13 protein-coding genes, 1 other RNA gene and 2 pseudogenes are annotated in these 15358 nt (G+C 61.9%); 14 read left to right on the top strand and 2 right to left on the bottom strand.

The window, feature by feature from the left end; genetic code table 11:
* The first annotated feature begins 83 nt into the window (after positions 1-83).
* Both G7067_RS00840 and G7067_RS00835 read left to right on the top strand, forming a co-directional pair.
* Positions 84-278: a hypothetical protein gene (locus G7067_RS00840; RefSeq protein WP_166321334.1), complete on the top strand. Its 195-nt coding sequence runs from the start codon at positions 84-86 to the stop codon at positions 276-278.
* 408 nt (positions 279-686) lie between these two features.
* The gene (locus tag G7067_RS00835; protein ID WP_166321333.1) at positions 687-2294 is read left to right on the top strand and encodes a DUF5684 domain-containing protein; all 1608 of its coding nucleotides are present in this window, start codon (positions 687-689) and stop codon (positions 2292-2294) included.
* 146 nt (positions 2295-2440) lie between these two features.
* On the opposite strand, the gene putP is transcribed toward G7067_RS00835, so the two are convergent.
* On the bottom strand, positions 2441-3931 hold the full coding sequence (putP, locus tag G7067_RS00830) for a sodium/proline symporter PutP (protein ID WP_166321332.1): 1491 nt from the start codon (positions 3929-3931) through the stop codon (positions 2441-2443).
* 459 nt (positions 3932-4390) lie between these two features.
* Between putP and G7067_RS00825 the strand changes: the two genes are divergently transcribed.
* Both G7067_RS00825 and G7067_RS00820 read left to right on the top strand, forming a co-directional pair.
* Positions 4391-5113 (top strand): endonuclease/exonuclease/phosphatase family protein, encoded by a 723-nt coding sequence (locus tag G7067_RS00825; protein WP_205881162.1) that lies wholly within the window; start codon positions 4391-4393, stop codon positions 5111-5113.
* A gap of 14 nt (positions 5114-5127) precedes the next feature.
* Positions 5128-5706 carry a PH domain-containing protein gene (locus G7067_RS00820; RefSeq protein ID WP_244301161.1) on the top strand — a complete coding sequence of 193 codons (579 nt, stop codon included), beginning with the start codon at positions 5128-5130 and terminating at the stop codon, positions 5704-5706.
* Here G7067_RS00820 and G7067_RS00815 read toward each other — a convergent pair.
* Positions 5703-6223: pseudogene (locus G7067_RS00815) on the bottom strand (YqaJ viral recombinase family protein). The gene G7067_RS00820 and the pseudogene G7067_RS00815 sit on opposite strands and share 4 nt — an antisense overlap.
* Before the next feature lie 501 nt (positions 6224-6724).
* Here G7067_RS00815 and G7067_RS00810 point away from each other — a divergent pair.
* The 10 genes and pseudogenes from G7067_RS00810 to ffs all read left to right on the top strand — a co-directional run bounded on the left by G7067_RS00810 (position 6725) and on the right by ffs (position 15319).
* Complete coding sequence (locus G7067_RS00810) at positions 6725-7408, top strand: response regulator transcription factor (RefSeq protein ID WP_166325543.1); 684 nt, start codon at positions 6725-6727, stop codon at positions 7406-7408.
* 39 nt (positions 7409-7447) lie between these two features.
* Positions 7448-7915, top strand: coding sequence for a hypothetical protein (locus G7067_RS13905; protein ID WP_244301160.1), 468 nt, complete (start codon positions 7448-7450; stop codon positions 7913-7915).
* Positions 7897-8478 carry a P-type ATPase actuator domain-containing protein gene (locus tag G7067_RS13900; RefSeq protein ID WP_244301159.1) on the top strand — a complete coding sequence of 194 codons (582 nt, stop codon included), beginning with the start codon at positions 7897-7899 and terminating at the stop codon, positions 8476-8478. Before G7067_RS13905 ends, G7067_RS13900 begins: the two co-directional genes overlap by 19 nt.
* Positions 8472-8780, top strand: coding sequence for a hypothetical protein (locus tag G7067_RS13895; RefSeq protein WP_244301158.1), 309 nt, complete (start codon positions 8472-8474; stop codon positions 8778-8780). Before G7067_RS13900 ends, G7067_RS13895 begins: the two co-directional genes overlap by 7 nt.
* Positions 8671-9945, top strand: coding sequence for an HAD-IC family P-type ATPase (locus tag G7067_RS13890; RefSeq protein ID WP_244301157.1), 1275 nt, complete (start codon positions 8671-8673; stop codon positions 9943-9945). The genes G7067_RS13895 and G7067_RS13890 overlap by 110 nt, the downstream gene beginning before the upstream one ends.
* Before the next feature lie 265 nt (positions 9946-10210).
* Positions 10211-10720 (top strand): 50S ribosomal protein L10, encoded by a 510-nt coding sequence (gene rplJ / locus G7067_RS00800; RefSeq protein WP_166321330.1) that lies wholly within the window; start codon positions 10211-10213, stop codon positions 10718-10720.
* A gap of 81 nt (positions 10721-10801) precedes the next feature.
* Positions 10802-11182 carry a 50S ribosomal protein L7/L12 gene (gene rplL / locus G7067_RS00795; RefSeq protein ID WP_166321329.1) on the top strand — a complete coding sequence of 127 codons (381 nt, stop codon included), beginning with the start codon at positions 10802-10804 and terminating at the stop codon, positions 11180-11182.
* Between the two features lie 159 nt (positions 11183-11341).
* A complete protein-coding gene (locus tag G7067_RS00790; RefSeq protein ID WP_166321328.1) occupies positions 11342-13078 on the top strand; it encodes an ABC transporter ATP-binding protein in 1737 nt (578 codons plus the stop codon).
* Positions 13078-15127 (top strand): annotated as a pseudogene (locus G7067_RS00785) (ABC transporter ATP-binding protein). The gene G7067_RS00790 and the pseudogene G7067_RS00785 overlap by 1 nt, the downstream one beginning before the upstream one ends.
* Before the next feature lie 94 nt (positions 15128-15221).
* An RNA gene (gene ffs, locus G7067_RS00780) (signal recognition particle sRNA small type) lies at positions 15222-15319 on the top strand.
* Positions 15320-15358 lie beyond the last annotated feature (39 nt).

Raw genomic sequence — 15358 nt, 5'->3', positions numbered from 1 at the left:
GCGACCCAGGCCCAGCGTGACAGCTCCAGATGAGACCGTCATGGTAGATCGGCCGCGAGTCGCGCCTGAACCAGTGGATCCTGATGCGACCGTGGTGGTGGACAGGCGGCGAGCTGCACCCGAGCCTGTCGATCCTGATGCGACCGTGGTGGTGGATCGGCCGCGAGCTGCACCAGAACCTACGGACCCTGACGCGACCGTGGTCGTTGTCCGTCCGCAAACTGCGGCTGTTGACCCTGATGCGACCGTGGTCGTTTCGCGGCCGCGACGAGCACTGAGCGAGGACCGGCAATCTCCTACAGGTGCGGGTCCCGGCGAGATTATTGACACCGATGAACTCACGAGTGCCGCACCGGCGCGCGCGGTGTATGGCGCCCGCTCAGTGAGCGCCCCTTCGCTTTCGATCGCAGCGGAGGGAGTGGGTTTCCCTTTCGAAGACCTCGGTCAGCACCCACCTCTCGCCGAACGATCCGGCTTGCCTTCGCTTGCCCGGCGATTCAAACGAAAGCGGGTTTTGACCCTGATTGGGTACGCGGGGCAGTGCTGTTGTCGATTGGGGGACTCATCGTGGTCATCAACACAGCATTCAATAGTTAGTTCGAGGCACCCAGCATTACTCTAGCTGAGAATTTCATGGCAGAGTTAATACTGGCAAGAATGCCGACACACCAGAGTAGGAAAGAATAATGACCGACAACTTTGGGGCCACAGCCCTTGCGATCGCCGCAATTTGGTCGGTCGTTCTCCTTGGCTACTTTATTTGGTACCTGTGGTCGCTCTCGCGACTCTTCCCGAAGCTTGGCCTACCCGCTGGGGCCGGATGGGTGCCGGTCTGGAACCTGTGGCAGCTGATTCAGCGGGGCGGTTTGCCCGGCTGGATAGCGTTGCTGGGTTTGGTTCCGGGGCTCGGGATCGTCGCGTTCATCGTGCTGATCATCGCGATGAATCGCATTAACGCCGAACATGGCAAGGGTGCAGGGTTTACCGTGCTCGGTGTCCTTGTGGCGCCGCTGTGGGCGATGCTGCTTGCGAATCACATCGGGCAGAGCGGGGTTGCTCCGGTTGCGTCGGGAATTCCGGGTTTTGCTCCTCGTGAGCCTCAGCCGACACAACAGCCGACTGGCCTGCAGCCGAATCCGCCGCAGTCGAACGGACAGTGGCAGGGCCTTCCCCCTGTGTCACCCGAGTCGCTGGGTCGGCCGCAGCCGCTTTTGCCGCCCGCACCACAGGCGAGCGCTCCTGCTCAGGGCTTCGCGACGCCGCCGCCATTTGTACCTCCCGCAGCGCCTGTGCCACCTGCTCAGCCAACTGCGCCGGTGGCACCGCAGGCTGAGCTTCCGCTGGAGCCTCAGCAGGAGGATGCTCCGCTTGTTGCTCCTGAATCGATCTGGACTGAACCCGCTCCTCCGGTAGGTGCGCCGGTTCCTCAAAGCCCCCTGAATAGCTCTGAGCAGGCGCCCTCGGACAACTGGGGATTCGGAAATACGACGGAGGGTGCGTTCGAACGCCTTGCCGCAGAAGAAGCGCAGCGCGCGGGCAATGGACCCCTGGGGGCCGCCCAGCCCCTACAGCCTTTCTCCTGGCCAGAACCGGCCCCCAATTCGGAGCCGATCGTCTTGCCGGAGCCACCTGTTGCTCCACAAGCGGCTCCACCAGTGGCTCCGCCAGTCGCCCCGCCAGTGGCGACACCAGTGGCTCCGCAGGCTGCCCCGCCAGTGGCTACTCCGGTAGCTCCGCCAGCGGCTGCACCGGTAGCTCCGCCAGTGGCTCCGCCGGTGCCGAGTCTACCGGCCGTGGATTCCTCGCTGAGTGATCCCTTCACTGTGCCCGATCAGGCTCCCGTCCCTTCAATCTTTGACACGGGATCGGCCCCCGCTCAGCCGGAGATGCCCGTGCCCGCTGCCCATGCCCCTGGGCCTGCGCATCGCGCCGATGAAGAGGAATTCGACCGCACCGTTGTCGTGGTGCGCAAGACCAGGTGGGGGCTTGAACTCCCCGATGGCGACGTGCTGGAGCTATTCGGAGACGACGTGATTGTCGGCCGAAAGCCCTCCGCAATGGACGGCGCGACCGTGCTGCAGATTGCGGATCCGACGCGCACCATGTCGAAAACTCACGCGCGTCTGCGCCGTGACGGTGAGAGCTGGACGATCGAGGATCTCGGCTCCACAAACGGTGTTGCTGTGATTGATGATGATGGCCTCACCAGCCAGATCGATTCGGGCCAGATCGTTCAGGCTACCTCTCGTCTGCTCATTGGCACCCTCGAAGTGGGTCTGCGCACTATCGAATAGCGGTTTCGCATGAGAAGCCATTATCTCGACGACGGGCCATTCTGCCGACGCCCGGGAAGGGGTTTCTCGTCGAGATAATGGTTTCTCGTCAACGGAAGCCCCGAACCCTTCGTGTAGCTGCATCTCGCAAGGGAGCGGGGCTGTTTTCAGCCCCGGTCCACGGTGATCATGGTCCCCGTGTCTGTGAACTCCTGCTGGATCGACGCATCGTGTCGGTAGGTCGCACGGCTTACGATCACCGCGGTGAGCACCGCGACGACAAACGCGGGCAGTAGTTCGTAGAGACCAGTGTTGAGCGCCTTCCAGATGAACACCGTCGCGGTGCCAGACACCATGGCGGCAAAGGCACCCCAGTTCGTGAGCTTGCGCCAGTAGAGACTGAGGAGCACGATCGGTCCGAACGCGGCGCCGAAGCCGGCCCACGCGAAACTCACCAGACCGAGCACGGTGTCGTTCGGCGCGAGTGCGAGGATCGCGGCGACCACCGCGACGCCGAGCACGCACAGGCGTCCGAGTATCACAAGGACCCGTTCAGATGGTGGAGTCTTACGCACCACCTTGTATAGATCCTCCACAAGCGCCGAGGAACACACGATGAGCTGGCTCGAAAAGGTACTCATGATCGCGGCCAGCACGGCAGCGAGCACCAAGCCAGCAACGAGGGGATGCAGGAGCGTCTGCGACATCATGAGCAGCACTGTTTCTGGATCCGCGAGGTTGATGTTGTTCTTCGCGACGTACGCCACACCCACGAGGCCGGCAAACACGGCCCCCGCGAGAGAGACCACCTGCCAGGCGATCCCGATTCGTCGGGCCGGTGCCGCGTCAGCAGAGGATCGGAGTGCCATGAATCGGACGATGATGTGGGGTTGGCCGAAATATCCCAGTCCCCACGCCAGGCCCGAGGCGATTCCGAGGATGGTGACGCTTGTGACGCCGGTGCCCCCAAATAGGTTGAAGTGTTCCGGTCGCAGAGACGAGATCATCGCGGTGGCTTCCCCGATCCCGCCCACAGAGATCACAGCTGCAACTGGCACGAGTACCACGGCGATGACGAGCATCAGACCCTGCACCACATCGGTGAGTGAGGCGCCCAGGAAGCCTCCGAACATGGTGTAGCCGAGTGTCACGAGAGTGACGAGCGCCATGCCGAGCAGGTAGCTCGACCCAAAAGCGCTTTCGAAAAACTTGCCTCCGGCCACCATGCCCGACGAGATGTATAGGGTGAAGAAGATGAGGATGATGAGACTCGAAGCCACTCGCAAAATACGGGTCTTGTCGCGGAGCCGGTTCTCGAAGAAGCTGGGAACGGTGATCGAGTTGTTCGAGATCTGGGTATAGGCGCGTAACCTCGGCGCGACCAGCCGCCAGTTCAGGTAGGAGCCGATGGTCAAACCGATTGCGATCCAGCCCTCGATCAGTCCGGCCGCGTAGACGGCTCCGGGAAGACCCATGATGAGCCATCCCGACATATCTGATGCACCCGCGCTGAGAGCGGCCACCCACGGTGGGAGATTACGCCCGCCGAGCATGTAGTCCTCGTGGTCGCTTGTCTTGCGTGCGGCGTAGACGCCGATCGCGATCATCGCGGCGAAATAGATGCCGAGTGCGATAAATAGGTATGCCTGTTGGGACATCATCATCTTTCTTTCATGCAAACTGCGAGCTGCAGCGTGGTTGCACGTGCTGCTTGGCGAGACATGTCAGGTTTCAATTGCGGTGAGCGGTCGAAGATACGGCGTGCTCGCGGAGATAGCAGAGCACCTCAACGCGGGTGAGCGTCGCCGCGAGGCCATTGCTGAGCGGGTGCAAGGGTCCATGACTTGAGACCTTGTAAACGTATCTGGGCAACGGACACCTTTCAAAATGACACGCAAGAGCTTCAGTGCGTGCGGGGCAATTGTAAGTGTGTAGCCGTGCCCGGATGAAGTAAAGCGATTGATTCTGTTGGATAGTGTGCAACTTTACTTAATTGGGTCGGTTCTGTAACGGCGCCATATAGAGTCTTGCACCTCAGCGGCAAGCGCTCAGGCTTACGGGCGTAGTCTGGGATGGTCGTCGGCGAGGAAGTCGATCCACCTGTTGAAAGGGGAGACGTGAAGATCGTCAGCTACAACCTGCGGAAGAATCGCGCGGTGAGTGAGATTGGTGCGATTGCTGAGCAGCACGGCGTCGACATCCTGTGTCTCCAGGAGGCGGAAGCGGTAGCGCTGCCCGCAAGACTCGGGCACCTGAGCCTCGTGCACGCGACCGAGCGCAACAGGCTCGGGCTCGCAATGTATGTGCGTGGGGACCGGTTCCACTCGCGGGGGGCGCACACTTTTCAGCTGAAGAAATCGCTGCACGACCGGTTGCTGCAGCCGGCGCACGAGCGTCTGCTCGGCGCGCGTCTCCATGACACCACGACGGGACGCGACTTTATCGCGGCCTCGTTTCACGCCGCGCCACTCACCGCGTTGAACTCACTGCGTCGCCACCAGATCCACGCGGCCCTTGGCGAGCTGCGCCTACTCGGCCCTGGCCTTCCGGCGCTCATGGTGGGCGATTACAACTATCCCGTCTTCAAGGGTCGCCTTGATATTGAGATGCGCGATCACGGTTACGAACTCAGCCTGAGTGATAAACGCACCTACACGCGATACAAGATGTTTCGGGGCCACTTCGATTTCGCGACCTCCTCTGGCCTTGATATTAAGAGTGTGCGCACGCTGGATCGCGGCACTTCGGATCACTTGCCGATCCTGGTCTCCGCGGCGCTCAGCATGGAGCCTTCGCTCACGCCCAAGCCGGAGCAGAACGCCGTGCAAGCGCCGGTTTAGTGCAGAATAGGGGTATGGTCTCCCGTGATCTCCGTGCGATGACAGCGGATGTCGATTCCTCCCTTGGGCCGGCACCTGCGAGTTTCACGCGACCCGAAGTTTTGGTGCTGCGTTTTCGGCGACAGGGATCGCGTCTGGTCTTTCCTGTGCTCGTGCTGCTTGCCGCTGCCGCTGCCGCTGGATACTGGGTCGGTGCGTTTCCCGAGCCGTGGATGAACGCTCTAGCTGCCGTGGGAGCCGCCGCGCTCGGTCTGCTCCTCGGAGTGTTTCCAATCCTTGCCTGGCTTGCTCAGCGCACAACGGTCACCAGCAGGCGAGTGATCGTGCGGCGCGGCTTCTTCGTGAGGCACCGCGCTGAGGTGGCGTTCGCGCGGGTGCGCGAGGTGCGCTCGCGCCGAAACGTTGCCCAGCGTGTGCGCGGATCTGGCGACATTGACCTGCTCGTTGGAAGCGAGCGGATAACCCTGAAGGATGTGCCGGGGGTTGAAGCTGTGATTGACGCGCTGCAGGAGCTCAGCGAGCGAAACTATGAGCATTCGACGCACGCGCTGTATCGGCGAGCGGAAGCAGACACTCCGGCGGATGCGTACTAGCTCGTCCGCTTGATGAGAACGTCGATGAGCTGACCTGCGAGGTTCACCAGGCGCTCGATCTCTGATTCGTCGCGGTCGATCCACCTAAACTCGGGCTCCCCAACCGGCACAAAGTTCTCGTGCCGTTCCCACACCATCAGCGTTCGTTCTGCGCCGAGAACGTACTGCTGCCACCACACCTGCCGCAGGTAGGGTCGCGGGATCGAGCGCCAGACCTTGTTGGTGGTTTTGATCTCGGCGAGCTCAATGTGGCCGTGCTCGCGCAGCACTACTCCGTCCGGTGTGGCGAGGTGGCGCAGGTCTCCCTCCGCATGAAAGAGGGCCTGGCTGGGAGCGATCCCGTGCTCTTGTAGCACCCAGGCCGCAATTTCCGGCTCGCGTGCTCTGCCGTGATCTGTGTAAGCGTTGCCGCTGAACCGGCTCCCGTGGAGTTTTTCATGCGCGGTTGTCTCGATAGATCTGGGGTGGAGAGCTTCGCAACGTCGGTTGCGGTGATCCCGCGAGCGCGGGCGCGCATCCAGGCAGAGCGGTCCGTGCCGTCGGTGACGACCCGTTGAAGGTAGGCTGGAGCTTGATCGAGCACCTGTTCATTCTGTCACGAGCAGTGGATTCGGCTCCCAGCCGCGCTGCTGAGGACGCGAACTCCGATCAGTGTGACATTTAACTGTTGAATGATTCGTGCGGGTGCCCGAAAGGGTGAATGATATGCCCCTGTGTGCATTGTGTGACTTGATCTAGCATGCCCAGCTTGGACTTTTAGGGATTTTAGTCAACGGGCGGAGAGCTTCGCAGCTAACTGTCAGGAAATGATGTTCCTTGCGGGCAAAACGAGTACACTTTCTAAGAACGGAATCCGCGATGTAGGGGCTATCGCGGTGGGGGACACCTAGAAGAACTCGGTGGGTCGAGTGCTCTTCGAGCGTTGATCATTTCAACGCCCGCTCAACGACCCCATTATATTTAAGGATCGGAAATAGGAAATGGTTGCACAGACTCCACAGCGAGTTAATGGGAGAAGATCCGTGCCTTGGTCGTCGACGATGAGCAGTCAATTACGCAGCTAATTGCGATGACGCTGCGTTATGAGGGTTGGGAGGTCGAGACGGCCGAATCTGGCGAAGAAGCGTTGGAGAAGATTAAGGCTCAGGCCCCCGACGTTGCTGTGTTTGACATCATGCTGCCCGACCTTGACGGAATGAAGTTGCTCTCGCGGGTGCGTAGCGAAGGCTGGATGTTCCCGGTGCTCTTCCTCACAGCACTCGATTCGGTCGAGGATCGCGTCAATGGGCTGACCTCGGGCGGCGACGATTACGTAGCGAAGCCCTTTGCTCTCGAAGAACTGATCGCCCGCCTGCGTGGCCTTGTGCGTCGCTCGCAGGTAGCGCATGCGCAGCAACCCGACCCCGTGCTGCGGGTTGGAGATCTCACGCTCAATGAGGACAGCTACGAGGTTGAGCGTTTGGGTCAGCCCATCACGGTCACCAACACTGAGTTTGAGTTGCTGCGGTACCTCATGCGTAATCCGGGCCGCGTACTCTCGAAGGCGCAGATCCTTGACCGGGTGTGGGCGTACGACTTCAAAGGCAAGTCGACCGTGGTCGAGCTGTACGTGTCGTACCTCCGTAAGAAAATTGACAGCGGTTTTGAGCCGATGCTGCACACTGTGCGCGGTGCCGGCTACATGCTGAAACCTGTGAGTTAGCATTTTCTGGCGCGGAAGGCTCGGTTTAGGCTTCTTCGTATGAATTTAGAGGTCGAGGGATCGCGCGCGGAAGAGAGCGAACGCACCTCGGCAGAACTCTCAGGGCTTCTCGAAGCCGAAGCTGAGCGGCGGCACCTTGCGGGGCTGGGCAACGTTCTCCCGAACGGGTCAAGCCGATCCCTGTGGGAGATTCTGCTCGCAAACGTATTTACCCTGTTCAATGCGATCGTTTTCGCGGGCTTTGGCGTGTTGCTTGCGCTGGGCCGTTGGCAGGATGCGCTCTTCGGCCTTCCGGCCCTCATGAACACCGTTATCGGGGTGGTCCAGGAGTTCAGTGCGAAACGCACCCTGGACCGCCTCGCGGTTCTCAACGCTCCCACCGCACGGGTGCTCCGCGCCGGTGAGGAGCGAGAGATCGCGCTTGACCGCGTCGTGCTCGGTGACCTGCTGGTGCTGCGCACCGGGATCAAGTCACGGCTGATTCGCGCGTGCTGCGGACCGAGGTGAGTGGCCCGGCAGGGCTCGAAGTCGATGAGTCGCTGCTCACCGGTGAGTCTGATTCCGTGCGCAAGCGCGTGGATGATGAGGTGCTATCCGGTTCGAGTGTTGTCGCAGGATCAGGGCTCGCCGAGGTTGTGCGCGTCGGCCCCGATTCCTACGCCGTCAAGCTCACGGCGGAAGCACGCAAGTTCTCGCTCGTGCGTTCCGAACTGCGCAGCAGCATCGATCGCCTGCTGCGGTGGATCACTTGGGCGCTCGGGCCCATGATCCTGATCGTCGCGAACGGCCAGATGCAGGCCCAGGGTGGCTGGGCGGTGGCGATCAGCAACGGTCAGTGGCGCGAAGCTGTGGTGGGTGCGGTTGCCGCGGTGATTGCCATGGTGCCGCTTGGGCTGGTGCTCGTGACAAGTATTGCCTTCGCGGTGAGCGGGGTCACCCTCGCCGGACGGAAGGTGTTGATCCAAGAGTTGCCCGCCGTGGAGGGCTCGCTCGGGTCGATGCGCTCTGCCTCGACAAGACGGGCACGCTCACCACGGGCGAAATGGTGTTCGACGGATCGCACGTGCTGAATGAGGTTGCCGGGTGGCAGCGTGTGCTCGGCACGATCGGATCGGCGCCAGACGCAAACGTGACGGCGCGCTGCCTGGCTGAGCCTTTCTCGGAGGCGGGCGTCGTCGAGGTTGCCGGTGTTGTGCCCTTCGACTCGGTGCGCAAGTGGAGTGCGCTGATCGTTGACGGAGCTGCTGGCGGAGCTGCTGACGATGCTGCAGGCACCAGTGTCGCCGCTGGCACCTGGGTGCTCGGTGCGCCGGACTTCGTGCTGCAGGATTCTCACGCGGGGACCGCGGGATCCCGGGGGCCTCGGGGGTGAGGATCCGCTGGCGCTGGCCGGGCGCCTTGCCGGGGCCGGGCTCCGCACGCTCATGCTCGCTCACAGTTCGGCGGTGATCCCGCTCGATTCAGAAGATGGCGTGACTCTCCCCGAGCGGCTGGAACCCGTCGCAATGCTGACTTTTCGTGAACGGGTGCGATCCGATGCCGCACAGACTCTCGGCTTCTTCGCCGAGCAGGGCGTAGATGTGCGCGTGATTTCGGGAGACGATCCGCGCACGGTTGCCGCGGTAGCCCGCGAGGTGGGACTCGACTGCGAGGCGGGCTTCGACGCTCGGCGACTCCCCGAAGAGATTGATGCGCTCGGCGAGGTGCTCGAGAGCGAACGGGTGTTTGGTCGGGTGACCCCCGCGCAGAAGCTCGCGATGGTGCGCGCCCTGCAGGCTCGCGGGCACGTGGTCGCGATGACCGGCGATGGCGTGAACGATGCGTTAGCGATCAAGGAGGCGGATCTCGGCATCGCCATGGATACCGCAGCCCAGGCGACGAAAGCCGTGGCACGTATTGTGTTGCTTGACGGGCGCTTCGACCGTATGCCGGGAGTGGTGGCTGAGGGGCGCCGGGTGATCGCCAACATTGAGCGGGTCTCGATGCTGTTCCTCACCAAAACGACGTACGCCTTCGCTATCGCAGTGGTGTTTGGTCTGCTCGCCTGGAGCTTTCCGTTTCTGCCTCGTCAGCTGTCGATCACCGACGGCCTCACGATCGGAATCCCCGCGTTCTTCCTTGCGCTCATGCCGAATACGTCCCGTTACCGTTCCGGCTTCTTGAAGCGATCTTTGGCCTTCGCGATTCCCTCGGGACTCATTGTCGCGGGAGGCCTCATCGCCTTGCACGTCGTGGGGAGCAGGATCGGCGACTACGGCATCACCGACATGCAGTCGGCCTCGACACTGACTCTTGCCGGCATCGCACTCTGGGTACTTGCCGTGCTTGCTCGCCCGGTGAGCCCGTTCAGGATCATGATCGTGCTCACCATGTATGCGGGACTGGGACTGGTCTGGATCATCCCGCTCACGCGCGATTTCTTCGATGTGACCTGGCTGCCGCAGCCCCTTGCGCTGCTGGTGCTCGGGATCGTGGCGACGGGGATCGTGCTCGTTGAGATCCTGCGTGCCTGGCACCTGCGCTTCACTCGCAAGTGATACCCGAGATATCCGCCGTCGGTTGAAAAATGTGCTAGGCTTCTCGTTGGCCCAAGACCGCCGGTAGGATCCGCAAGGATTCCGGAACGTCCGCTCACGCGGAGACCAGCGCAGGTACGATTTTCCTTGAGTGTGGGATCTGATCCCGAACTTTTTGAAGCTCCGTGCGTGCGCGCCGGAGCTTTTTCTGATTTTGGAAGAAACTCCGTGTGGCACGGCCCCCGACCAGCATCCGCTGCTCGGGAACAACAAGCTAGGGAGCGCCATGGCTACGAAGGATGCTACGGTTGCCGATCTTCAGAAGCAGTTTGAAGAGTCGTCCGCCGTTCTGCTGACTGAGTACCGCGGTCTCACGGTTGCCGAGCTGCGAGAACTTCGCAACTCGATTCGTGAGCACGCGACGTACGCTGTGGCGAAGAACACGCTGACCAAGATTGCGGCTAACAAGGCCGGGATCACCGTATTCGATGACGAGCTGACCGGTCCTTCGGCGCTCGCTTTCATCCACGGTGACACCGTCGCTGTCGCAAAGTCGCTGCGTGACTTCGCCAAGGCACACCCTCTTTTGGTGGTGAAGGCGGGCTACTTCGATGGCAAGCCTCTGACCGCCGCTGAGGTAGGCAAGCTTGCCGATCTTGAGAGCCGCGAGGTGCTGTTGGCTAAGGCCGCTGGCGCCATGAAGGCTTCGCTGATCGGCGCTGCACAGCTGTTCAATGCTCTGCCCGCTAAGGCCGCTCGCGGCTTCGGCGCGCTGCAGGAGAAGCAGGACGCATAGATTCGGCTCTTTGCCGGTTCAACACCAATAAGATCCGCTCTTTGCGCGACTGCGTGAGAGCAAACATCAAGGAGATACACAATGGCTAAGCTTTCAACAGAAGAGCTGCTTGAGCAGTTCAAGGGCCTGACCCTCATCGAGCTCTCCGAGTTCGTGAAGGCATTCGAGGAGACCTTCGACGTCTCCGCTGCAGCTCCGGTTGCAGTTGCTGCTGCTGGCCCCGCTGCCGCTGCAGAGGTCGTCGAGGAGAAGGACGAGTTCGACGTCGTCCTTGAGTCGGCTGGCGACAAGAAGATCCAGGTCATCAAGGTTGTGCGCGAGCTCACCGGCCTGGGCCTCGGCGAGGCGAAGGCTCTCGTTGAAGAAGCTCCCAAGAACGTGCTCGAGGGTGCGAAGAAGGAAGCTGCTGAAGAAGCAAAGGCAAAGCTTGAAGAGGCAGGTGCGGGCGTCAAGCTCGTCTAGTCTTTTCGCTGACGCGAATCGGGGCGGCTCTCCTTCGGGAGGGCCGCCCTTTTTTATGCGTATTGCGGGATCATCTGCTAAGGTGATCCGGCTGCTGGACTCTATGGGGGTTTCATGTGACTCCTGGACACCAGCATTTGAACTACAGAAAGGACCCTAGTGGCCCTCATTTCTTTGATTGCCCAGTACGCGAAACGCTACTGGGTCTTTGTTGTTGCGGTGGTGATCCTGCAGCTGCTTTCGACGATCGCGGCCCTGCTGCTTCCGAGCCTGAACGCGAAGATTATCGACACCGGCATCGCCAAGGGTGACACCGGCTTCATTTGGAGCACCGGCGGGCAGATGCTCCTCATCTCCCTCGGCCAGGTCATCACTGCCATCATGGCGGTCTACTTCGGTGCCCGCAGTGCGATGGGCGTTGGGCGAGATCTGCGTCGTGCCGTGTTCCGCAAGGTCGATTCGCTATCGACTCTGGAAACGACAAAGTTTGGTGCTGGAACGCTCATTACCCGCGGCACGAACGACGTGCAGCAGGTCCAGATGCTGGTGTTGATGGCCCTGAACTTCATGATTTCGGCGCCGATTATGGCCATCGGCGGCATCATCATGGCGCTGCGGGAAGACGCGGGCATGTCGTGGTTGGTGTGGGCGTCTGTGGGCCTTCTCGCGGTGATCGTCGGCTTCCTGGTGTGGCTGCTGCTGCCCTTGTTCCGGGTGATGCAGGAGCGGGTCGACTCGATCAACGGCGTGCTGCGCGAGCAGATCATGGGCATCCGCGTCGTCCGCGCGTTCGTGCGTGAGAACTTCGAAGCCAAACGGTACGGCAAGGCCAACGCCGACATTACCGAGGTCTCCGTGAAGGTCGGCAACATCTTTGTGCTGATGTTCCCGGTCATCATGATGGTGCTGCACTTCGCGACGGCAGCCGTGCTGTGGTTTGGTGGGCACCGCGTTGAGACGGGCGCCGTTGAGGTGGGATCACTGACCGCTTTCCTGCAGTACCTCCTGCAGATCCTGATGGCCGTCATGATGGGTGTCTTTATGACCATGATGATCCCGCGCGCTGTCGTCTGCGCTGAGCGTCTTCGTGAGCTGTTCGATACAGATTCAACACTGTCGTTCCCGACCGCAGAGGCTCACCCGACCCCGCACGCCGGCCGTGTCGAGTTTCGCGATGTCACCTTTGGCTTCCCCGGCGCCGAAATGCCCGTTCTGAAAGACGCGAGCTTCGTCGCCGAGCCCGGCACAACGACCGCGATTATCGGGCCGACCGGCGCGGGAAAGACGGTGCTGCTGAATCTCCTGCTGCGGCTGTATGACGCCGACACCGGTGAGATCACGATCGACGGTGCTCCCGTCTCCGAACTCACCCGATCCCAGATGGCCACGGCGATCACGCTCGTGCCGCAACGTCCCTACCTGTTCTCCGGCACGATCGCCTCGAACCTGCGGTTTGGGCGCAGCGAGGCCAGCGACGAAGAACTGTGGGAGGCGCTGCGTATTGCGCAAGGCGAAGACTTTGTCCGGGCGAAAGAACTGCAGCTCGAAGAGACGGTGTCGCAGGGTGGCACCAACGTCTCTGGTGGGCAGCGGCAGCGACTGTCGATCGCTCGCGCGCTGGTGGCGAAGCCGCGGGTGTATCTGTTTGACGATTCGTTCTCCGCTCTCGACGTGGCGACCGACGCGCGTCTGCGCGCGGCGCTGCCTCGCGCGACGGCGGGGGCGACCACGATCATCGTCGCGCAGCGCGTTTCGACGATCACCGAAGCCGATCAGATCCTCGTGCTCGAAGACGGCGAGATCGTGGGACGCGGCACCCACAGCGAGCTTCTCGCAAGCAACAGTGTGTATCAAGAGATCGTTCGGTCTCAGCTCGAAGAGGCGGAGGCGGTCTAATGGCGCGCAAAACGAAGAACTCGGCCAAGCTCGCCGAGACCGAAGCGAAGGTCGCCGAGGCGATCGAACTTGAGCTCCCCGATGACTATCAGCCCGACGGTGACGATTGGTACGGCGGTCAGGCCGCGAAGAAGGCGAAGCATTTCTGGCCCGCTGCGAAGCGATTGATTGGCCTGCTGGCGCCCGAGAAGTTACTGTTCTCGGTGGTCGTCGGACTCGTGGTGATCTCGGTGGTGCTGACCGTCATCGCACCGCGGGTCCTCGGCCAGGCCATGGACGTGATCTTCAACGGTGTGCTCGGTAAACAGCTCCCCGCAGGCGTACCGCTTGATCAGATCGTGGCAGGTCTGCGCGACAAGGGCGAAGACCAGTTCGCGGATGTGCTGGAGGGATCGAACGCCGTGCCCGGCGAGGGCATCGACTTCGGTCTGCTCAGCCGCCTGATCCTGGTGGTGCTTGCCCTATACCTCGTTGCCTCGTTCCTGATGTGGCTGCAGGGTACATCCTCAACGGGCTTGTCATGCGGATCGTCTACCAGCTGCGCCAAGACATCGAGACGAAGATCAACCGTCTCCCGCTGAGCTACTTCGATAGCCGGCAGCGCGGCGATGTGCTGTCGCGGGTGACGAACGACGTCGACAACATTCAGCAGGCACTCCAGCAGGCGTTCTCGCAGCTGGTGCAGTCGGTGCTCACGGTGATCGGGATCGCGGCCATGATGTTTATCGTGTCGTGGCAGCTCGCGCTGATCGCGCTGATCGCGCTCCCGCTGTCCGGAATTATCGCCGGTGTTGTCGGCACGCGCGCGCAGAAGCTCTTTGTTGCGCAGTGGAAGAACACGGGCGATCTCAACGGCCACATTGAGGAGTCCTTCACAGGGCACGAGCTTGTGCGCATCTTCAACCGTGATGCCGAGATGCTTGAGGAGTTTGACCGCCGCAACGAGGGACTCTATGAGGCGACCTACAAGGCGCAGGCGCTGTCGGGCACGATCATGCCCTCGATGCAGTTCGTGCAGTACCTCAGTTACGTGCTCATCGCGGTCGCGGGTGCGTTGAAGGTGACCGCGGGTCAGATGTCGCTCGGCGATGTCACGGCGTTTATTCAGTACTCGCGCGAGTTCTCGCAGCCGATTGGTCAGATGGCGGGCATGGCGAACATGCTGCAGTCGGGCGTGGCCTCGGCGGAGCGCACTTTCGAGCTGCTCGATGCCGAGGAACAGGATCCCGACACCGCGACCGAGCATCTGCCCGCGCGCAGCGACGGCCACGTCGAGTTCGAAAACGTGAACTTCAGCTACGATCCCGAGCAGCCACTGATCGAGGATCTGTCACTCGAGGTGAGCCCGGGCCAGACGGTCGCGATTGTTGGGCCAACCGGAGCGGGGAAGACCACGCTTGTGAACCTCGTGATGCGGTTCTATGAGCTCAACGCGGGCGGATCCTGGTCGATGGCGTGGACATCACCCAGCTCTCGCGCGACGAACTGCGCGGACAGGTCGGCATGGTGCTGCAGGATGCGTGGCTGTTCGAGGGGACGATCCGCGAGAACATTCGCTACGGCCGTCTTGACGCCACCGACGAAGAGGTGATTGCAGCGGCAGAAGCCACCATGGTGGATCGCTTCGTGCGGCAGCTTCCCGAGGGCTACGACACCGTCATCGAGGAAAATGCCTCGTCGCTATCGGCCGGTGAGCGGCAGCTGCTGACGATCGCAAGAGCCTTCATCGCGAACCCGTCACTCCTGATCCTCGACGAGGCAACCTCCTCTGTGGACACCCGCACCGAGGTGCTGGTGCAGACCGCCATGAGTGCGCTGCGCGCCGAGCGAACCTCGTTTGTGATCGCGCACCGCCTGTCCACGATCCGCGATGCCGACTCGATCCTGATGATGGAGAACGGACGCATCGTGGAGCAGGGGTCGCACGACGAACTGCTGCAGCGCCAGGGCGCCTACTATCGTCTCTACCAGGCGCAGTTTGCCGGTGAAATCGAGGATCCCGAAGTGGACACCGCGTCGGCGGTCGCCCCCGAACAGCACCCCGAGTAGGCTGCGGGCGTGAGTGAGCGCGCACGGAACGAGCCGGCGCTCCGGATCGTTTCCAGGGGGTGTCCCGCAGCACTCATCGGCATCCGCTAGACTGTTCAGGCCCCCCATGTGGCGGTATCCAGGCGAACTCCCCCAGGACGGAAACGGAGCAAGGGTAGTCTGGCTCTATCGGGTGCATGGGGGTCTTTGCTGCCCGCTGGCAGCCTGTTGTGGGTTCGGTCGCTCCTGTTG

This window comes from Leucobacter insecticola (assembly GCF_011382965.1).
Lineage (GTDB): Bacteria > Actinomycetota > Actinomycetes > Actinomycetales > Microbacteriaceae > Leucobacter > Leucobacter insecticola.
The sequence above is the reverse complement of the archived record's forward strand: the minus strand, read 5'-3'. Positions and strand labels throughout refer to the sequence as shown.